This is a genomic window from Shewanella marinintestina (assembly GCF_023283845.1).
Taxonomy (GTDB): Bacteria; Pseudomonadota; Gammaproteobacteria; order Enterobacterales; family Shewanellaceae; genus Shewanella; species Shewanella marinintestina.
Genome location: NZ_JAKILC010000004.1, coordinates 1 through 20,889 on the forward strand (window position 1 = coordinate 1; position 20,889 = coordinate 20,889).

The 20,889-nt window shown below is 43.6% G+C and carries 18 protein-coding genes and 1 rRNA gene; 12 read left to right on the forward strand and 7 right to left on the reverse strand.

Features of this window, described 5'->3' with window-relative positions:
• A 5S ribosomal RNA gene (gene rrf / locus L2747_RS05445) occupies positions 1 to 116 on the forward strand.
• Positions 117 to 471: 355 nt separating this feature from the next.
• Positions 472 to 1,560, forward strand: a complete 1,089-nt coding sequence (locus tag L2747_RS05450; protein ID WP_248998077.1) for a linear amide C-N hydrolase — start codon at positions 472 to 474, stop codon at positions 1,558 to 1,560.
• 45 nt (positions 1,561 to 1,605) lie between these two features.
• Here the strand turns inward: L2747_RS05450 and L2747_RS05455 are convergent, their stop codons facing one another.
• Positions 1,606 to 2,040, reverse strand: a complete 435-nt coding sequence (locus L2747_RS05455; RefSeq protein ID WP_248998078.1) for a DUF3859 domain-containing protein — start codon at positions 2,038 to 2,040, stop codon at positions 1,606 to 1,608.
• Between the two features lie 184 nt (positions 2,041 to 2,224).
• Here L2747_RS05455 and L2747_RS05460 point away from each other — a divergent pair, with 184 nt between their 5' ends.
• A complete protein-coding gene (locus L2747_RS05460; protein WP_248998079.1) occupies positions 2,225 to 2,851 on the forward strand; it encodes a DsbA family protein in 627 nt (208 codons plus the stop codon).
• Between the two features lie 30 nt (positions 2,852 to 2,881).
• Here L2747_RS05460 and L2747_RS05465 read toward each other — a convergent pair whose 3' ends face one another.
• From L2747_RS05465 to arfB, 5 genes are all read right to left on the reverse strand, one after another.
• Positions 2,882 to 3,235: a hypothetical protein gene (locus L2747_RS05465; protein ID WP_248998080.1), complete on the reverse strand. Its 354-nt coding sequence runs from the start codon at positions 3,233 to 3,235 to the stop codon at positions 2,882 to 2,884.
• A 110-nt stretch (positions 3,236 to 3,345) separates the two neighbouring features.
• Positions 3,346 to 4,008, reverse strand: a complete 663-nt coding sequence (locus L2747_RS05470; protein WP_248998081.1) for an SDR family NAD(P)-dependent oxidoreductase — start codon at positions 4,006 to 4,008, stop codon at positions 3,346 to 3,348.
• Between the two features lie 82 nt (positions 4,009 to 4,090).
• Positions 4,091 to 4,555, reverse strand: a complete 465-nt coding sequence (accB, locus tag L2747_RS05475; protein ID WP_248998082.1) for an acetyl-CoA carboxylase biotin carboxyl carrier protein — start codon at positions 4,553 to 4,555, stop codon at positions 4,091 to 4,093.
• A gap of 14 nt (positions 4,556 to 4,569) precedes the next feature.
• Positions 4,570 to 5,022, reverse strand: a complete 453-nt coding sequence (aroQ, locus tag L2747_RS05480) for a type II 3-dehydroquinate dehydratase (protein WP_248998083.1) — start codon at positions 5,020 to 5,022, stop codon at positions 4,570 to 4,572.
• Between the two features lie 128 nt (positions 5,023 to 5,150).
• Positions 5,151 to 5,573, reverse strand: coding sequence for an alternative ribosome rescue aminoacyl-tRNA hydrolase ArfB (gene arfB / locus L2747_RS05485; RefSeq protein ID WP_248998084.1), 423 nt, complete (start codon positions 5,571 to 5,573; stop codon positions 5,151 to 5,153).
• 180 nt (positions 5,574 to 5,753) lie between these two features.
• Here arfB and L2747_RS05490 point away from each other — a divergent pair, with 180 nt between their 5' ends.
• The 9 genes from L2747_RS05490 to mepA all read left to right on the forward strand — a co-directional run bounded on the left by L2747_RS05490 (position 5,754) and on the right by mepA (position 18,229).
• Positions 5,754 to 6,113 (forward strand): SpoIIAA family protein, encoded by a 360-nt coding sequence (locus L2747_RS05490; protein ID WP_220780642.1) that lies wholly within the window; start codon positions 5,754 to 5,756, stop codon positions 6,111 to 6,113.
• Between the two features lie 62 nt (positions 6,114 to 6,175).
• Positions 6,176 to 6,352 (forward strand): DUF3012 domain-containing protein, encoded by a 177-nt coding sequence (locus tag L2747_RS05495; protein ID WP_012153803.1) that lies wholly within the window; start codon positions 6,176 to 6,178, stop codon positions 6,350 to 6,352.
• Between the two features lie 185 nt (positions 6,353 to 6,537).
• On the forward strand, positions 6,538 to 6,945 hold the full coding sequence (locus L2747_RS05500) for a hypothetical protein (RefSeq protein WP_428848510.1): 408 nt from the start codon (positions 6,538 to 6,540) through the stop codon (positions 6,943 to 6,945).
• Positions 6,946 to 7,227: 282 nt separating this feature from the next.
• On the forward strand, positions 7,228 to 8,544 hold the full coding sequence (locus L2747_RS05505; protein WP_248998086.1) for a TolC family protein: 1,317 nt from the start codon (positions 7,228 to 7,230) through the stop codon (positions 8,542 to 8,544).
• A gap of 11 nt (positions 8,545 to 8,555) precedes the next feature.
• Positions 8,556 to 9,809, forward strand: a complete 1,254-nt coding sequence (locus L2747_RS05510; RefSeq protein ID WP_248998087.1) for an efflux RND transporter periplasmic adaptor subunit — start codon at positions 8,556 to 8,558, stop codon at positions 9,807 to 9,809.
• A gap of 12 nt (positions 9,810 to 9,821) precedes the next feature.
• Positions 9,822 to 12,974, forward strand: a complete 3,153-nt coding sequence (locus tag L2747_RS05515) for an efflux RND transporter permease subunit (RefSeq protein ID WP_248998088.1) — start codon at positions 9,822 to 9,824, stop codon at positions 12,972 to 12,974.
• Positions 12,975 to 13,379: 405 nt separating this feature from the next.
• On the forward strand, positions 13,380 to 14,414 hold the full coding sequence (locus tag L2747_RS05520; RefSeq protein WP_248998089.1) for a cytochrome-c peroxidase: 1,035 nt from the start codon (positions 13,380 to 13,382) through the stop codon (positions 14,412 to 14,414).
• Positions 14,411 to 17,224, forward strand: a complete 2,814-nt coding sequence (locus L2747_RS05525; RefSeq protein ID WP_248998090.1) for a hybrid sensor histidine kinase/response regulator — start codon at positions 14,411 to 14,413, stop codon at positions 17,222 to 17,224. The genes L2747_RS05520 and L2747_RS05525 overlap by 4 nt, the downstream gene beginning before the upstream one ends.
• Positions 17,225 to 17,422: 198 nt before the next feature.
• Positions 17,423 to 18,229 (forward strand): penicillin-insensitive murein endopeptidase, encoded by an 807-nt coding sequence (mepA, locus tag L2747_RS05530; protein ID WP_248998091.1) that lies wholly within the window; start codon positions 17,423 to 17,425, stop codon positions 18,227 to 18,229.
• 123 nt (positions 18,230 to 18,352) lie between these two features.
• On the opposite strand, the gene L2747_RS05535 is transcribed toward mepA, so the two are convergent.
• A complete protein-coding gene (locus L2747_RS05535; protein ID WP_248998092.1) occupies positions 18,353 to 20,623 on the reverse strand; it encodes an aminotransferase class V-fold PLP-dependent enzyme in 2,271 nt (756 codons plus the stop codon).
• Positions 20,624 to 20,889 lie beyond the last annotated feature (266 nt).

Below are 20,889 nucleotides of genomic sequence, written 5' to 3' on the forward strand. Positions count from 1 at the left end.
TCTGGAAACCATAGAGTTGTGGCACCACCTGAATCCATTCCGAACTCAGAAGTGAAACGCAATATCGCCGATGGTAGTGTGGGGTCTCCCCATGTGAGAGTAGGTCATTTCTAGGCACCAATTTATTCTCGAAAGAGAAGCGAGAAAGCCCGTTGCTAACGCAACGGGCTTTTTTCGTTTGTCTAGACTCTTTAATTACGAGAATTGACCACTCGAACATGGGGAAGTAAAAAGTCTGAACCTAGTGTGGTTCAATATTCATGTGAAGTAAGACGAATCAAGCAGACTATTTTCATACCGCCATTTATGACAAACTTTTAAAATATTTCGCTTAGTCAACTTCTTATGCTGATAAGTAGAAGTATTTTGTATTCTTGATATTTGGGTGTAAGTTTGTAGCTACCAATGGCTAATGAAGAGCATTGTAAGAGCTCATTGGTCGACAATTCTTCAAAGGGTTAAGCTGATATCATGAAAAAGACATTACTCACCTTAATACTCGCTTCTACTTTTAGTTATGCAGCTAGTGCTTGTACCGGTATAACTTTATCAACCACAGCGAATGAACAGATCCAGGCTCGAACGATTGAATGGGGTCATAGCGATCTAAACAGCAAACTTATCGTTTCCCCCCGTAATCATCAATACACAGCAACTATGCCTGATCAACAGCAAGGACTAAGCTGGAACAGCAAATATGGCTTTGCAGGGATCTCTGTCAGCGATGATCGTTTTATTGCTGAAGGTTTGAATGAAAAGGGACTAAGCGCAGGCTTATTTTATTTCCGCAATTACGGCTCACTTGCTAAGTATGATCCTAAACAAACTGCGGATAACATTACCGATATGGATTTTGTTCGTTGGATGCTAACGCAATTTGAAACGGTTGCAGAAGTCGAGGCAGCATTAGGTAAAATTAAGATTGTCACTGTTTACTTTGATCAGCAAGGTAATCCATCACCGACAGCACATTGGCGAGTATCTGATAAGCAGGGTCACAGTATTGTGATTGAGATAATGGAGCACGGCAAAATCAATATCCATAAAAATACGGCTAAGGTACTAACTAACTCGCCCGACTATAGTTGGCAGGTCACAAACCTTAACAATTATATCAACCTCCATCCCGGTATCAGTCCGCCACAAAAGATAAATGGCGTTGAGACACAATCCTTCGGGGTAGGCTCTAACTTTGTCGGCCTTCCTGGTGATATTTCACCACCATCTCGTTTTGTTCGCGCGGCTTTCTATGTCAATACTGCTCCGGTAATGGAAAATGCTCAACAAGCTGTTTCGCAAGCATTCCATATTTTGAACAACTTCGATATTCCAATAGGGAGCGAATTTAACAATAAGTCTCATATCCCTGATTTACCGAGTGCCACTCAGTGGACGTCAGTGATAGATCAAAGTAATGGACTCTTGTTTTATAAAACAATGCATAACAGTACAATTAAAAGAGTGGATCTTAATCAATTAGATTTTACGGCTAAGAGTGAAGTTAAACAAAAGTTAGACAGTGACCAGTTTAGCTTTCAAGAGGTGAGTGTAAACAGATAACCGTTTATGACGCCTCCAGAGCTTTTGGGGGCTTTGTTGCCCTAGCTAGAAACCTCTATGCTTCCAAAAAGCATCAATCTTGTCTTGCTCATCATTCATATGCACTTTAAAGGTCTTTTCGGCAACCACCTTGCCTTTGAGTTCTAACGTCATTCGCCAGTTACCGACTTTGTTATGTTCAGGAGCCCAGATGGTGTCGCCTAAATAGAACTTCCAATCGTTTGATTGAACGAATACTTCGCCTTCAAAAGGTGGGCGAACATTACCCTTATCGTCGGGGATATTAGGGTGATAAATGCAATATCTTAGCTTTTGGTTTTTAGCTTTTTTGATGTGAGCGATAAAACCGAATTCGATATCGATTTCAGCTGGAACATGCACCGTGGCTTTTAATTGCCGTGGCAAGTCATCACTTGCATCATCCCACTGGGTGAATATTCCGCTGCGGATAATACTTATATTAGGTTTGAGTTTGGACACTGCTTGTCTTTTTGCTAATGGCTATATTGGTAGAATACTTAAACTTGCTTAGCTTTTCATGCTTTACCTATATCAGTGTAAAGTTGATGGTTTCAATTGTTATCATTTTTGTGGTGCCAATGGCTAGACTTTTTTGTCTGCCTAGGTAGTCTAAGGAATATATTGTAGTTAAAGAAATCATTTCATGAACTTGGCAATTCTTTATTATGTTTACGACCCTATGTGTAGTTGGTGTTGGGGCTATAGACCTGCTTGGTCCGCATTACAAACTCAGTTAGCACAAGTTTACCCTGAGCTTAAAGTTGAATATCGATTAGGTGGTTTGGCGCCGGATACTGATGAACCTATGGCTAACGATATGCAGGAGTTGTTAAAGCAAACCTGGAGCAAGATCTCTCAGCAACTAGGTACAGAGTTTAATTTTGATTTTTGGCAGCAAAATGAGCCTAGACGCTCAACTTACCCTGCTTGCCGTGCAACCTTGATTGCACGGGAACAAGGTTTAGAGAAAGAGATGCTGCTGGCTATCCAGCAGGCATATTATCTTGAGGCTAAGAACCCTTCTGATGATAGAACCTTAATAGAGCTTGCAAGTAATCTAGGAATAAGTGCCGAGCTTTTTGCTAAAGCGTTAACAAGTGAAGTCGTAGAGGCTAATTTGCTAGAAGAAATTAATCGCACGCGTCATCTGCCTTTGCAAGGCTTTCCTTCACTGGTGTTATTAGTTAACGGTGAGCTCTATTTAATTGATATTGATTATACTGACGCGAGTAAGAGCTTTGAACAAATCAGTCATTTAGTTTCCAATTAGTCATATCACAGGGTTGGATGTATCCGCAATTTACTCAATACAATTAACCTTGTTTTCACTATCGACAATTAGCTCTAGTACTTTCATGTATTGATCGTGAGTCACGCTGCCACACTGGCCGTTTAAATAGGCACCTGAGGATAAACGAATTTGATAGGCATACTCGCCGTCAGCTTGGTCTGTCTTGTAGTGAATTCGCATAGTTTCTGTTGGCGCGATATTATCAAACACTAAGCGATTACTAGGTAAGTTGACTTCGACACGAGTTAAGATTTGTCCTGATTGGTTCACAATCTTAACGCTTGGCATCATAAATAGGTAAATATGATAGCCAATAAATAAGAGTAAGCTTGTGACGATAAAAATGATTAGGCTCGTGCGCATTCCTTGTCCTTATTTATGACTAACTGCCAAGCGAATTTTAATCGATGTTTGCTAAGTATAGAAAAAAGCTCGAAAACTTCCTGTTATTTACTCGCTGTTTTTATCTGTAATCAACCGCGAGTGATCGTGAGATCTGAAATATAACCATGAGCTGTGCTTTGTAAGGCTTGCTTTAACATACCAGCCGCTTCATCTGCAGCCATAAAACTATTGGTATCTGTTTGTTTACCACTGGTTGGCCAGAAATCAGTATCCATACCGCCGGGGTATACTGCAATTAGCTTCATTGGGCTGGACTTTAGCTCCAAACGTACGGATTCTATCAAGCCTTTTACCGCCCATTTTACTGCGCAATATGTTGACTCTTCAGCTTTGGCTGCCAATGCTGCGGTAGACATAACTATCACCACTGTGACAGCTTGATCCTTGTAGCGTTTAACGGCTTCTCGCAACACTAAAATAGCTGAGGTGAGGTTGTTATCAATTAGCGTCTTGATAGCGTCAGGAGACTGATTCTCGATTGGACCAAAGTAACCACTTCCAGCACAATGAATGATCATGTTTGGTGTGCTTGGTAAGGCGTCAAATAGCTGCGTAACCGCTTGCCCGTCGCTTAAATCGCAAACATAGGAATTAATAGGACGTTTAATTGATTCCGCAACTTGTTCTAAACGTTCAGCATTACGCCCTGTAATCGCAATATCATCTTGCTCGGCATAAAGTTGAGCTAAAGAAGCTCCTAAACCACTGCTAGCGCCGGTAATTAATATCATTGCATTAGAGTCCTTTATTGAAGCTTGTTCAGCCGAATATTTAGATTGGTATAGCTAACCACTGGGTTGATCGTTTTCGTTATTATTCGATTTCGATTAGCGGCTGTTCAAAATCAATAGCTTGTCCGTCATCAACTAAAATGGCACTAATCACACCGTCTTTATCAGCTGCAATACGGTTACTCATAGTCATAGCGTCAATGATACAAACGATATCGCCAGCCTTCACGGTTTGACCCACATGGCAAAGTGGAGCTTGGCTTTGTTTATCGATTAAATAAACTGTGCCGACCATAGGCGAGATCAGCTGGTGTGGCTCATCGTCGATATCGTTATTGTCTGAATCACTATTATGTTTGATTTGTTGGCTAGGTATTGCTGCTGCAACGCTACTTGCTGGGGCAAGGTAAGTCTGGTTATTAGCTTGTATCGGCACTGGGCTATGCCGGCAAATACGCACAGACTCTTCGCCTTCTTTTATTTCAAGCTCTGCAATATCTGACTCTTGTACCAGCTCAATAAGCTTTTTTATTTTACGAATATCCATTGGGTAAGCTGACCTTAATGTTTGTCTGTGGAATGTAAACGGGCAATGGCTGCTTGCAGAGCAAATTGGTAGCCTTGGGCGCCTAATCCACAAATCACGCCGATGGCTTTATCTGAAAAGTAAGAATGATGGCGGAACGGTTCGCGACTATGCACGTTAGAAAGGTGCACTTCAATAAAGGGGATCGCTACACCAAGTAATGCATCTCGCAGTGCCACACTGGTATGGGTAAAAGCCGCTGGGTTGATAATCACCATGTCGGCATCACTGTTGTGAATCGCCTCAATCAATAAATGTTCTGCATTGGATTGAATATGCTCAAGCTCCACATTGGATTGGGCTGCACTTTGCTTAAGGTCATCGACAATTTGCTCAAGGGTATGGTGGCCGTAATGACCAGGCTCACGACGGCCGAGTAAATTTAAATTAGGACCATTAACGAGTAAGATTTTTGTTTGGCTGCTCATGACTATTCCCTTGGTGTACTTAAGTGCACGCAATCGCGCTAATATCGTTTTGATTTCAACAAATAATCAGTCATTTGTCGATTGCTGTAGCGCGAAAGATAAAATGACTAAGGCATTTGGACTTAGTGCTAAAAACTGCTTTTGTTCTGTCTTAGTGCTTTGGTGGCACCTTTTTGCTTTTTTGCATCGACTCGGCGGCGTTGGCTACCTTTAGTCGGCTTGGTTGCGATGCGTTTTTTCTGCACCGCATTTACGCTTACGACTAAGGCGATAAACTGCTCTAATGCTGTTTGGCGATTAAAATCTTGGCTTCGGCTTTGCTGACATTTAATGATGATTTTGCCACTTTTAGTAATACGGTGATCAGCCTTAGCGAGCAAGCGCTGCTGATAGTACTCTGGCAAAGAAGAGTTTTTGATATCGAATATCAACTGGGCAGCTGTAGAGACTTTATTGAGGTGCTGACCTCCTGCGCCACTAGAGCGGATAAATTGCCACTCAAGTTCGCTGTCTTGAATTGATACTGAGTTTGATATTTTTATGGTTGCCAAAGCAGTACGCCTAATAATTGGTGGTTTACCTAACGCAAAACTAGGCGTAGGCTTTTAATCCTTTGCTCAATATTAACAGACTTTTAGCCGAAATAAGGGCGCGGTCCACTTTTCCTTCATGGCGGGTTTGCTATTATCAAGCAATGTTCCTCTCTAAATTGAGCATTATGGAGACAGAGTATGCTGTGTAAGATCCCTGATATAACGGCTGATGTGATTAGCTTATTTGCCAGCGGCCGTTTATCTACAGAAGATTACGGGCAGATCATGCAGCCGCTAATTGAGCGTTGTCGTGACGATAACGCTAAGATTTGTATCTACGTTGAAGCCGATGTCTTGCTCGAAGGCTGGCAACAAGAGTCATTAGCGGGCAGTGGTGAAGTGCAATTACCCAATTTTGACGCCCTTGTACTTGTAGGTGGCCCTGACTGGTTCGGTAATGCTGTAAGGTTAATGGGCCCATTTATGCAAGGTGAGGTCGCTTGGTACCCACTAGAGCAAAAAGAGTCTGCAATAGAGTGGATTGCAGCAAGAACTTAATTCGAATCTTGTTATAATCCAGTAAAATATATTTTTAGTCATCGTAATAGAAGGATTTACCAATGTCGTTATCTAAGCTCTCAGGGTTGTCGTTAGTGTGTGCATTAGTGTTTGGCTTGAGTGCCTGTGCCCCAGAAGTTGGCAGCGAAGCCTGGTGTAAGCAGATGAAAGAAAAGCCGTCTGGTGACTGGTCTGCTAACGAAGCGACTGATTACGCTAAGCACTGCGTTTTTAAATAATAATTTCTTTATCAGGCCTAAATTTAAAATGAGACCAAGTTCACTAAGGGCTCTATAAAATCTTGTTTGCAGTGAACTTTTGTTTATGATGCGGGTCTGATTTGCTACAAAGTATCAATGTTTACACTTTTACATTAATCGATAGGTGAATTTTGCGTCTATTTACTCCTCAATCTCTGTATAAAATGGCAGCTGTATTAATTGCTGTTGTTGTACTGCAATTCGCAGGCGGCAACCTAGGCATGCATCAGTTACATTTAGGAGATCATGAAGAAGAGAGCGCACCTCACCCACATATTCAATTTACTGCTGACGTTACCACGTTATCGCAGTGTGTAGATTGCGCTTGTGCCTTTGACTCGATTATTGACAGTGCAGCAGCGGATGTCGAGCCACATAGCCACACCGTTGCGAAAACCGAATCAAAAAGCTTTGATCTTTGTTTAGATTGTCCTTGTCATGGTGGCCATGTAACCGCCATGTCTACAGTGTCAATTGTGCCTTCAGTGCCTGTGAGTGACGCACTTACCAGTATTGATGGACAGTATTTACCTCCAGAGCAACTTCCAGACTATCGCCCTCCAATCGTTTAACCCTTAAGAGGTTGAAGTTGGCAAGATTTTACATCTTTGCTTGAATGGCATTGCTGCCTTAACTTCCGCTTCGCTAAATCTTTATTTAATCACCGTGTATTTATTGCATCGCTGCTTTTAGCTCAATTTTTCTTGGGTATTAACTGGCTGCACCTGCAATGTTTACGCGACTGTTATATTGATTTGTACCCAGGCAATATCACGTAAAAGTCCGTCTTATGTTTAGCCTAAGGTCTGGCTAATAGCCATGACTTCGTGATAGCCGGGTCGATAGGATCCGCGATGAAAAAAACCATAATCGCCAGTCTACTCTTGGGCCTTTTAACGGTACCTGTAACGACTGTAACCGCTGCTGAGTCAACTCTCAGTGGTGCAATGAGCCAAACAGGGCTTGCTGCGACAACAAATAGTCTTGACCAATTTAGTCACTGGCTACCGCAAGTGATGCAACGTTTTAATAGTCTGCCAGAAGTGCAAGCGCAAGCAGCGCGCCGTCAGCAAGCTTTATTGAGCGTAGAGGCCGCCGACAAAGCGGTGTATAACCCAGAGTTAGGATTAGGCTACCAAAATGCGAGTGAGGATACTTACAGCTTGGATATTAGTCAGACAATAGACTGGGGGGATAAGCGTGGAGTAGCGACACGTATTGCCCAGTTAGAAAGTGAAATCCTTTTATCTAGCATTACGCTTGAACGTAACCAAATGTTAGCCGAAAGGCTGCAAGCCTTGACCAATCAAAGTCAGGCACGTAAAGCATTAGAGTTTCAAAAGCAGCAATTTAACTTAGCTAAAGGCCAGCTTGATATCGCCCGTCAACGTACAGAGGTGGGTGATTTGTCGAGCGTTGAATTGCAACTTATGCAGCTTGATGTTGCTAGTAATGCAGCCGATTACGCATTAGCTGAGCAAGCCTCTATTGCGGCGGACGGCCAAGTATTAGCTTTGTTTGGTGAGTTTGAGTTGCCGTTTGCAGACTTTGTTAATGCCTTAACGGTGCAAGCGGCGCATTTAAACATCTCGCCTGAATTACCTGCACTTAAAAGTGCTTATCAGCAAGTATTAGTTGCTAAGGTGGTGGCTGAACAAGCCAAGGCTGATGGCAGCGCCGATCCGAGTATTAGCTTAAGTGCTGAACGAGAAGGTGACGAAAACAAGTTTGGCGTCGGTGTATCTATTCCGCTGCAGATCCGCAATAACTACAGCGAAGCGATTGCTGTTGCGAGCCAGGGGGTAGCCATAGCTGAGCAAACTTATTTAGCCCAAGAGCGCGTACTACTGCAGCAGCAAAAGCAGTTTTTATTAAGCCTTCCAAGGCTCACTCAGCGCTATCAAGATTGGAGCGAGTTGGTGCTGACCTCTGGCACCCAAGCCGCGCAGTCTTTGTCTCAACAATGGCAAGCGGGTGATATCAATACCAGTGACTACTTGCAAAGCCAAAGACAGATGAGTGGCAGCTATTTAGCTGGACTAGCGCTCGAGTCTGCTCTTTACGAGAGCTGGCTTAGCTGGATGGGGACAAGTGGACAATTGGAAGGCTACCTCAATAGCCAGTTATCAACTCAGGGTGCCAATGCGGCAGCACCTGAACAAGCTCAGTAAAGGCTTTGATTATGAAAACGAACAATAAAACAGTGGTACCAACAATGATGCTGACTAATAGCACGGCAAAATCTAGCGCATTCGGACTTAACGCCATTACCCGCGCAATGAGCTTTGGTTTATTGATGAGCCTGACAACTGCATTGGTCATCCCGACTCTGGCAACTGCTGGAGATGGTCATGATCACAGTGCTGAAGAAGCTGTGTTAATTAAAGATGATGGTCACGGTCATAACGCTGAGGAAGCAGCTGCAGAAGAAGACGTTCACGGTATTGAGTTAACGGCTGAGCAATTAGCGTTGGCAAAGATTGAAGTGGCGCAACTTAGTGAGCAAAGCTTTAGTTTAGAAGCCGTTGCAACGGCAACCTTAGTCGTTGATCGCGACAGAACTGTGACCATTGCACCGCAGGTGGATGTACGCGTACTTAAGCGCAGTGTAGTACCGGGGCAAGAAGTGAATAAGGGCGATGTGTTACTGACATTGGGCGGTGTTGCCGTTGCACAGGCACAAGCTGACTATATTAATGCCGCTGCTGAATGGAGCAGAGTTAAACGCATGAGCGCTAGCGCTGTCAGTGCGAGCCGCCGCTTACAAGCGCAAGTGGATGCAGAACTTAAGCGTGCCACGCTAGAAGCGATGAAGATGACGTCTGCTCAAATTACCGCGCTTGCTGATGCACCTGAAACCATAGGTAGCTATCAGCTAATCGCGCCAATCAGTGGTCGTGTGCAAAAAGACATCGCTATGTTAGGGCAAATTGTGCCTGCAGGCACAGCCTTGATGCAGTTAACTGATGAGTCTCACTTATGGGTTGAAGCTGAGTTAACGCCTGTACAGGCTGAAAAAGTCAGCATCGGCAGCAAGACTGTGGTTAAGGTCGGCGATAAGAGCCTAGAGGGTACCATTATTGGCCGTTCTCATGAGCTTGATAGTGTCACCCGTACTGAGCAGATCTTAGTGGCATTTGAAAACGCAGGTCATGTATTGCATGCCGGTCAATTTGCGGAGTTATACCTACCTGATGCGTCAGAAGGCGGAGTTATTTTGCCGGATTCGGCATTAACTCGCAGCAGCGATGGTCATTGGCAGGTATTTATTCAAGGCGCAGAAGGCTTTGAAGGGGTTGAGATTGAAGTGGTTGAGCGTCAGCGCGGTATGAACTTAGTGCGCGGTTTAGCTAAAGATGCGCAGGTGGTGATCTCTGGAGCGTTCTTCCTGGCATCAGAGCAAGCCAAATCTGGCTTCGATATCCACAACCACTAAGAGGCGACAGCTATGTTACAAAAACTGATAGACGTTGCCATACGCAATCGTCTGATGGTGGTGCTTGCGCTGCTGGCCTTAGTTGTTGCCAGTATCGCCATGTTACCAAAATTGAATTTAGATGCTTTTCCTGATGTGACCAACGTACAAGTTACCGTTAACACAGCGGCTGAGGGCTTGGCGGCTGAAGAAGTAGAAAAGCTGATTAGTTATCCGGTCGAATCGGCCATGTACGCTTTACCTGCGGTAACTGAAGTACGTTCACTTTCACGTACTGGTTTGTCGATTGTGACGGTCGTATTTGCCGAAGGCACGGACATTTATTTCGCGCGTCAGCAGGTGTTTGAGCAGTTACAAGCGGCTCGTGAAATGATCCCTGATGGTGTTGGGGTACCTGAAATTGGTCCTAACACTTCTGGTCTTGGGCAAATCTATCAATACATCTTACGTGCGACTCCTGAATCGGGTGTAGATGCGTCAGAGCTACGTAGTATTAACGACTACATGGTTAAGTTACTGATGATGCCTGTTGGCGGTGTCACCGAAGTGCTGTCATTTGGTGGCGAAGTTCGTCAATACCAAGTGCAAATTGAGCCTAATAAACTGATGAGTTACGGCTTATCAATGGCGCAAGTGACTAGCGCATTAGAGAGCAATAACCGTAATGCTGGCGGTTGGTTTATGGACCAAGGGCAAGAGCAATTAGTGGTGCGCGGCTATGGCATGTTGCCTTCTGGTGATGCGGGTCTTAAAGCGATTGCACAAATCCCGTTAACGGAAGTCGCGGGTACTCCAGTGCGTATTGGCGATATTGCTAAAGTCGATTACGGCAGTGAGATCCGCGTGGGCGCGGTGACCATGACTCGCCGTGACGAGGCGGGTAATTCGCAAGATCTTGGCGAAGTGGTTGCCGGTGTTGTACTTAAACGTATGGGCGCTAATACCAAGGAAACTATCGACGACATTAGTGCGCGCACTGCCATGATTGAGCAAGCACTACCAGACGGTGTGTCGTTTGAAGTGTTCTACGACCAATCAGACTTAGTTAACCAAGCGGTAAGCACGGTACGTGACGCGCTATTAATGGCGTTCGTGTTTATTGTGGTGATTTTAGCGCTGTTCCTCGTCAACATTCGCGCGACCTTGTTAGTGCTGCTATCTATTCCAGTTTCAATCGGTCTAGCATTGCTAGTCATGTCTTACTTCGGAATGTCGGCTAACTTGATGTCGCTTGGTGGCTTAGCTGTAGCGATTGGTATGCTCGTTGATGGCTCGGTGGTGATGGTAGAAAATATCTTTAAACACCTCACGCAGTCGAGTAAAAACAAAGAGTCAGACGTTGGTTCAAGCAGCATGATCAATCAAGTGATGCTGGCCGCCAAAGAAGTGTGTAGCCCAATCTTCTTTGCGACCGCGATTATTATCGTGGTGTTTGCGCCCTTGTTTGCCCTTGAAGGCGTAGAAGGTAAATTATTCCAGCCAATGGCTGTGAGTATTATCTTAGCGATGCTATCGGCACTATTAGTGGCGTTAATTGCTGTACCTGCGTTGGCGGTTTATCTGTTTAAGCGCGGCGTTGTATTACGTAAAAGCCCAGTGCTTAAACCGATTGAAGCGCTATATCGTAAATTGCTGAGCACGACGATGGCACATCCAAAGGTACTATTGAGTGCTTCTGTGGTGATGTTCGCCTTGAGTATGTTATTGCTCCCAAGACTGGGTACTGAGTTTGTGCCTGAGCTTGAAGAGGGCACGATTAACTTACGCGTCACGCTAGCTCCAACGGCAAGTTTAGGGACATCTCTTGATGTCGCGCCAAAGCTTGAGGCGTTAATACTTGAGTTCCCAGAAGTTAACTACGCACTCAGCCGTATTGGCGCTGCAGAGTTAGGTGGTGACCCAGAGCCGGTGAATAACATCGAGATCTACATCGGTCTTAAGCCAGTTGAAGAGTGGGTTAGCGCGAGCAATCGTTTTGAGCTACAGCGTAAAATGGAAGAGAAACTCAATGTCTATCCGGGCTTGTTGTTCACCTTCTCTCAGCCAATTGCCACTCGCGTTGACGAACTACTATCGGGTGTTAAAGCGCAGCTAGCGATTAAGATCTTTGGTCCAGATCTAGATGTGCTGTCTGAGCGTGGCCAAGTATTAACAGATCTCGTGGCGCAAATTCCTGGTGCGGTGGATGTATCGCTTGAGCAGGTGAGCGGCGAAGCACAGTTAGTCGTACGCCCTAAACGAGATCAACTGGCGCGCTATGGTATTAGCGTTGATGAAGTGATGGCCTTGGTTAGTCAAGGTATTGGTGGCGGCAGCGCAGGCCAAGTGATTGATGGTAATGCGCGTTACGATATTTATGTACGTCTAGCTAAGCAATACCGCAGTTCACCTGATGCGTTGGAAAACTTGTTACTGACAGGTGTCAGCGGAGCAACGGTACGTCTTGGTGAAGTAGCTGATGTGGTGATTGAAATGGCGCCGCCTAACATTCGTCGCGATGATGTGCAGCGTCGTGTGGTGGTGCAAGCTAATGTTGCTGACCGCGACATGGGTTCAGTGGTAAATGATATTTACGCGATTGTGCCAAAGGCTGACTTACCACCGGGATACACCGTAGTGGTAGGTGGTCAATATGAGAACCAACAGCGTGCACAGCAAAAGCTAATGTTGGTGGTACCTATCTCTATCGTGTTGATTGCCTTGTTACTGTTCTTCTCATTCGGCTCGGTAAAGCAGGTGGGGCTGATTATGGCTAACGTACCATTGGCATTAATTGGTGGTGTTGTGGCCTTGTACGCCAGCGGCACTTATTTGTCGGTACCAAGTTCGATTGGCTTTATCACCCTATTTGGCGTGGCAGTGCTCAATGGTGTGGTGCTGGTGGATTCGATAAATCAAAGACGCGTCAGCGTGACTGAAGAAACAGATGCTTCGCTTTATGACGCAGTTTATGAGGGCACGGTAGGGCGTTTACGTCCAGTACTGATGACGGCGTTAACCTCAGCACTAGGTTTGATCCCGATTCTACTGTCTTCGGGCGTAGGCAGTGAGATCCAGCAGCCTCTTGCTGTGGTGATCATTGGCGGTTTATTTAGCTCAACCGCACTGACGCTATTAGTGTTACCGACACTTTACCGCTGGATTTACCAAGGCGGTAAGTCTTAACAGGGGACTCGGCGCCCTTAGGGCGCCAAATATTGATTTTTAACGATTATATTTCCATTAGGGACAATGGAAAGGACTTGAGTAAGGCGTCGATGCATTCGTCTGCCCTCGGCGTTACCTCTGGTTTTTTTGCTACGGTTTTCTTGCCAAAGTGCAGTGTGTTATTGATTAAAGTGAGTGACCATTAGTGGTACTTGCGGTTATGCCTAACCTGTTTGATTAATCACACTGATGTGGCGAGTATATTTAGTACGCGGAGCAGGCTTGCTCCGCTTTTTTGTCAGTGCTTGGGCGGAAACACAGCACACTGGGCTTAGTGAGCTAGCTATTTGTGCGACTCTAACTACACTAAAGAAACGACAAAGGATTGTTGTTTAATGCTGCGATCGATACAGGGAGGTCAATATGTTATTTAAATTACGCTGGTTACTAGCGGCTCTTTTCGTTACTTGCTTTAGCTTATACCTTTATTTCAGCGTAATAGATGCACCAGTAGCTGCATTGAAAATCGATGAGCAAAACCTTGTTGTCAGCATCAGCTCCCCTAAAGTCCAATCTCTTTCTGTTTCCCCAATCCCAATTACAAGTTTTTCAAGCCAAGATAAACCTTTAATTAAGCTGGGAATGCAGCTATTTTTCGATCCTCGGCTTTCTTCAAACGGTAAGGTGAGTTGTGAGTCATGCCATCACTTGAATGATAACGGTGCTGAGCTAATTGCTGTGTCTACAGGGGTCAATGGTACAGGTGAACGTAATTCTCCTACTGTATTTAATGTTGCTTTTAACACGCGTTTCTTTTGGGACGGTAGAGCGAATAGTTTGCAGGAACAAATTGATGGCCCTATTCATAATCCGCTAGAAATGGACAGTAGCTGGCATGAGGTCATTCAGCAGCTAACGACAGACCCTTATTATAAGCAAGCTTTTGATGAGCTTTATGATGAGGCTATTACCGAAGAGACGATTAAGCATGCTCTAGTCAGCTTTATGTTACAGCTAAATACACCAGGAGCCCCCTTTGACCGATATTTAATGGGAGACGAACAGGCCATATCAACTGCAGCAGTAAATGGTTGGCATAAGTTTCGTTCATTAGGTTGTATCTATTGCCATCAAGGTCAAAACCTCGGTGGCAATCTATTTCAAAAATTTGGCAATGTACAAGCGTTAACAGAGCAAGGTAGTGATCTTGGCCGATTTACGATTACAGGTAATCGTAGCGATAAACATGTTTTTAGGGTACCTAGTTTAAGAAATGTAGCGACTACACCACCGTATTTTCATGATGGACGAGCGGCCAGTCTAGAAGAAGCTGTAGTGGTGATGGCAAGGACACAATTGGGTAAAGAGCTTGAGCCAGCAACACTTGTTGAATTGGTCGCTTTTCTTGATTCACTTTCAGCTCCTACACCTGCTGTACTGGAGGAGCTTGAACAGTGAAAACGCTAATCTATAAAACGATAAGTTATAAGGCAAAAAGTTACGCTTTAGTTGTGGTTTGTATTACGGCATTGATGGTGTTGTTGATGCTGTTGGTCAAAATTAGTTTGGTACAAAAGTATCAATATGCTTTTACCGACTTAAGTCATCAGGTGTTATCGATTAGGGATGAAGTTTTTAAAATAAAAATCAGTGATAGCTACAGTTATGACGATATTTCGCAATCATTAGTGGAGGTCGAGCGCCAAGTACAAGCCTTGCAGGCAAGTTTGCAGAACGATAGGTCTGCATTATCGCTAGCATCGTTAATTGTCGATAGTGAAATGCGAAATCATGCAGATGAGATTTCAACCATAGTCGTTGAGTTAGTTGCCAATTTAGAAACACTGCTGCGATTAAAAATTTCACAGCAATACTCCCTGCACACTGAAGAGTTATTACAGCAAGAGTTACTGACAAACTTTATTGATGCTGAAAGTCGAATGCATATATTTGCACTAGTAGCAGGTCACCCCTTACAGGTAGCGACAACAAACTCTCTTTTTAACACAAATCAATACCAAAGTTTAGCTATACATAGCAGGCTTGGGACTGAGCTAGATGAACAAATTCGATTTAAAAGTCAGCAAGTATTTCATAGCAGTGTGAGCGAAGGAATGGCGCAGCAAGCCATGTTTTGGCTGAGTCAGGTTGATGATAGTAAGGTTTATCTGTTACTCAATATTCTAGTTTTAATTGGTATTTACAGTGTTAACTATCGGGTGCAGCAAGCAGAGCAATATCGTAAAGAAGCCAAAATACTCGCAAGCCTTTATGAGGTTGAAGCCGAGAAAGCTCAATTATCCTTAGTTGCCGAGCATGCTCAGGATGCGATTATTATTACCGACGATAGCGGGCATGTAACTTGGGTTAATAAGGGGTTTGTTACTTTATCGGGGTATCAAGCTGACGAGATAAAAGGCAAAAAACCCGGACAACTACTGCAAGGAGAAAACACCTGCTGTGATGAGGTCGATAAAATACGTAAAGGGGTGACTGCACAGCAACCAGTAACAGCTGAACTGATTAATTACCATAAAGATGGCAGTGAATATTGGATTGATATTGCCATCAACCCGATCATTGATGTTAATGGCGAGCTGACTAATTTTATCGCAGTAGAAAGGGACTCCACTGCGCGTAAGAAAATGGAAACTGAACTGGCGCAAGCCGTGGTTAAGGCCGATGTTTCCAATAAAGCCAAGTCGACATTTTTGGCAACCATGAGCCATGAATTAAGAACGCCGCTCAATGGTATTTTAGGCATGGCGCAGATCATCGAACCCAACTTGGAAAACCCTGAGCATAGGCAACAAATTCAAATACTATTGGAGTCTGGTAACCATCTCACCTCTTTACTGAATGATATTTTAGATTTCTCAAAAGTCGAAGAAGGAAAGTTATCTTTAGAGCATGAGTTATTTGAATTTAAAACGGTGATCGAGCCGATAATTAATACCTATCAGCCTATTTGTAATGAGAAAAATATTGGTTTCATCGTAGAGAACTTGATTGAAGAACAGCAGGCTTTTAAGGGAGATAAAGCAAGAGTCAGGCAGATTATTTATAACTTACTGAGTAACGCTGTAAAGTTTACCGAATCGGGACAAGTGACGCTTAAGTTTAAACAATCAATAGGTTTGTCTGGGCAGTCTGGCATCGCTATGACGGTTGAGGACTCTGGCATAGGTATAAGAAAAGAGCGGGTTGACTCGATTTTTGAGCCATTTGTTCAAGCCGAATCATCAACGACTCGACAATATGGCGGGACAGGACTAGGGCTGTCTATTGTTAAGCAGCTCGTGGAGCTGATGGATGGCAACATCACTATTTCAAGTCAAGTTGGCACAGGCACTCAGTTTGAGGTTTTTCTTGCATTAGAACGAGGCCAAGCAGAGTCTAAAGAAGCTGAAGTCGGGATGCTACAAACCGAGGCGCAGCCTGAGAATATCCATATCTTGATAGCTGAAGATAATAAGGTGAATGCGTTAGTTGCCAAGACTTTTTGTCAGCGCTTAGGTCATAGTGTTGAAATCGCCTTTAATGGTCTTGAGGCTGTTCGTGCGTTACAGCATGAGCATTATGACTTAGTCATAATGGATAACCATATGCCTGAAATGGACGGAATAGAGGCAACGGAATACATTAGGAAGACTTTAGGTTTGTCTGTGCCAATTTTTGCTTGTACAGCGGATGTGTTTAAAGAAGCACATGACAATATGATAAAAGCAGGGGCTAACCATGTACTTACCAAGCCTTTGCAAGAGCAGAGTTTTAGAGATGCATTGAGTCAATACTGTCATTTAATTTGCCAAGCTCAACCTGCTGAAAATCAGCATAAAGTTGTGTGTTTAGCGCGGCATCAAACTAAAGAGCTTAATACCACTGAGGCTGATATTAATTATCAGCAATTGCGAGAGTTGTTTAACAATGACTTGGCAGAGTTTACGCGCAGTATTAGTGAGTTTAATGAATTTGCTGAGTTAACAATTACCCAGCTAATAACTGCTTATGATCAAGATGATGTCGCACAGATCTGCCATTTAGCTAAGCGAGTTGAGGATAAAGCGAGTGTACTTTTCTCGACTCGAATGCAGGTATTGGCAAAAGAAGTTGCGAGCCGTTTACTCAACACTGATTCAGTAAAGGCTGAGAAACCTGAATTAGAACGTTTGCAGCAGTTGATTAACTTATTAGAAGTGAACATCCATCAAAATCAAAGGTTTGTTCAAGGGTTAAATATTGACTCAGCAGATGAACAAGCCAGCTAAACTTAATAAGATTAATCTATTGTGTCTAATCTTAAGTTGGTAGCTTAAGCTCAAATCCAATTGATTAAGACAATTTAAACTTAAGAGAGTAAAGCTGATGCAAGTCAGAACGAACTTGGTGGTTGAGGTCAATAAATGTTAAATCATACTCGCTGCTTGCTGACTCTAACTACAATATTAATATGTCTTTGTGCTTTTATGGGAGGAGCGATAGCTAACCCATGGGAGTCCATTAAAACACCTTATCATTCTCGGCCTAGTGCGATAGGTAGTTACGCGAATGGCTGCTTAAAAGGGGCTGAAGCCTTACCCGTCATTGGTGAGGGATATCAAGTGATCCGTACTCAACGGTCACGCTATTATGGTCACCCAGAGCTAATCGAATTTATTACTCAATATGCGGTTGAGTTAAAACAACAAGGTTTAGACGATATTTTAATAGCCGATATGTCTATGCCTAGAGGCGGTAACTTTAGTCATGGTCATAGCAGTCATCAAATAGGTTTAGATGTTGATGTGTGGTTTAAACAAACCGATAAACAGCTAACTAATGTAGAGCGTGAGCAACCTACGCCTTTAAAACTAGTCAATAAAAAGCAATTTTCCCTCGATACTCAGTTATGGTCTGACGCGCAAACCAATATGGTTAAGTTAGCTGCAGAAGATGAACGTGTGGCACGTATATTTGTCAGCCCGGTAATTAAGCAGTACTTGTGTGATTTAAAGTTAAAGGACGATGCTTGGCTGAATAAAGTTCGGCCATGGTGGGGACATACCTATCATATGCATGTGCGATTGAACTGCCCAAATGGCGATAAGTCATGTCGAGATCAGGCGGCTATTCCGAGTGGCAATGGTTGCCATGAATTGGGCTGGTGGAAGCAGCAATTTACTCAGACTCAGCCTTCAAAGCCAAAAGTTCCTAAAAAACCTCAACCTAAGCCAAAACCTAAAGCTAAAAAAGTGAAGCCTAAGCAATGTTCTGTAGTGATGGCTGCACCTTAAGATAGCTATTCGGTATTTTGCGTTATTGTTAAAATAAAAAGCCAGCAGACAATACATATCTGGTGGCTTTTATTTTTCAAAAACAAGCCTTCGAGTTTCTAATTGAATGGCTTGCCTTAATATTTAGTGACTCAAGGCGTAGCCACCTTTTAGGTGAGATATTTTAGCAAAACCTAGCCTATGCATTGCTTGAGCTGCAACCATGGAGCGGCTACCACTGCGACAAACTAATACCCAAGGCTGGTCTTTTTGATGTTGATGTTCTTGAATAAATTGCACTAAGCGGGTTAATGGCACATTTTGGCTAGAGTCTTGTGAGTGCGTTAGTGCATATTCGTGAGGCTCTCTAATATCAATGACTTTGACGCCTGTATTACTTGCGATTGCGTCGGCGAGGCTTGACGCATCGTACTCACGAATTGCTGATTTATTGCAACTTCCGACATAAGCGCCACACATAATCTCACTACCCACTTGGTCGTTCAAATGGCTATCTAGTTCGGCTTTACGCTTAATAAAGTCAGCCTCAGAGATTAGATCAAGCAATGCTGAGTTTAATAAAGAGTTACGTTTACTCTCAGCCGCTAAGGTCGTTGTAAATTCGTTATTATAATCATGGCTTGCACAAATAAGTGTATCTTCCGCAAGGGTATTATTGAGCAGTTTAAGGCTGCTCAATAGTGCTGCACTTGAGCTAGATTCAAAGTTTGTTCTACCCAAGCTGCCCATTAAAATGGTGTCACCACAAAAGGCATATTTAGCTTGTTGTGCTGAGCATAAAACTAAGCTGATACTGTCGCTTGTATGCCCAGGAGTCGGCACTTTAAGCAGTTGTAATTCACCGACGTTGATAGCCTCACATTCTGTGCCAGCATAGCTAACAGTCTTGCTATTATGCGGCCAACCTAACATATCGCTATCTTGGTCTGCTAAGTAGCGGTTAGCGAGTACTTCTCGACCCGAAACATGATCCGCATGACCATGGGTATCTATAATGGCAATGGGGGTAAGCTGTTGGCACTGCAGCAGGGTATCAAGCCTGTGTTGTAACTCTGGCAATGGGTCGATAATCAAAGCTTGCTTAGTGCTTGTATCGGCATAGACCCAAGTACAGCTTGCCCCTGAACGCAGTTGCAATAGGCCCTCTAATTGGGCTTTGTCGTTAATATCTGCGCCTATTTTAGAATTGTCGAGCACCATGCAGCTATGTGTTAGCGCCAGAGAAGCTGTTTTTATGCGTGCGCAAGCTGTATCAACATCGGCTTGAGTCATTGCAGGACCAAATGACATACGAATTGCTGATTCACTTTGCCACGTGGGTAATCCCATCGCATCGAGAACAAAGCTACCAGTAACTTTGGAGCTGCAAGCTGAACCTGAGCTCACACGAATGTTGGCGGCATCAAATAGGTCCATAATCTCTTTGCTGCTAAAGCTTGGAACCGCAAAGTTAATGGTGGTTGGTACACTGTGCTCGAAGCTGTTATTGAAAATAATGCGCGGGAAGCAATCTGTCAGTGTATCGGCAATTTGCTGTCGAAAGCTGTGCAGCGTTTGAGTGTCGCTAAAAGCTGAATCTTCTGTGCGTAATAGCATCTCGAAAATAACATTAAGTGCAGCCATTCCAGGCAGGTTTTCTGTGCCTGAGCGTAAACCCGCTTCCTGACCTCCACCGGCAATAAAAGGTGTAAAAGGTGCGTTATTACGAATATACACAAAGCCAATGCCTTTTGGAGCATACAGTTTATGGCCGCTAAATGGCGCATAGTCGATACTCGTGTGTTGCAGATCTAATGAGGTTTTACCTAAAGCTTGTACACAATCGACCATCCAAAAAATACGTGGGTTTGCATCGCGTATTGTTTTTTCTAAGTGGTTTAGATTTTGATAAACACCTGTTTCATTATTAACTGCCATAGTACAAATCATCAATGCATCAGGTGCGTGCTGACGAATAAATTCATCATCCAAAATACCAAACTCATTTACAGGGATCGCCAGAACTTGTGCTGGAATATTTAGCACTTTAAGCCAATGTTTTAGTGATTCTGGTACCGCTTTATGTTCTGTCGAACCGTAGAGTACGCTATAGGTTTTTCCTTGCTGGATAAGTTCTTTCGCTGCAATAAGAGCTGATAAAATTGAGGTTTGGATCCCTTCTGTTGCGCCACTGGTAAAGATTAACTTTCCCTCTCCTGTGCCCAATAAGGTTTTAGCTCTAGCACGAGTCTGCTCCATTAAGTGTTTAGCTTGTAAACCGGTAATATGGCTACTACTTGGATTGCCAAACAGTGTTTGCATTGCGGATAAGGCTGCATCTGCAGCTTGAGGTAGCACAGGAGTTGTTGCATTGGCATCGAGATAAACTTGGGTTAGTTCATTGTGGTTTGGCATGGCGTAAGGCTCTTTATTGTTATTTTATTTACAATGAAAACTTTATATTCTTTTTGGGTATAACTAATTCTAGTTGGCTATATTAGCAGTTTGGTAATAATGATCAAGATCACATTTTATGCACGAAGGGAGTTCTATTTTTAGTTTTGAACAATAGGTTCACTAGAGCTAAGTTCAGTGGTTGCCATGAAGGAAAATGAGGGGAAGGTGAATACCAATCAAAATTAAAAAGCGCCTAAATAGGCGCTTTTTAAGAAGAGGTAGTC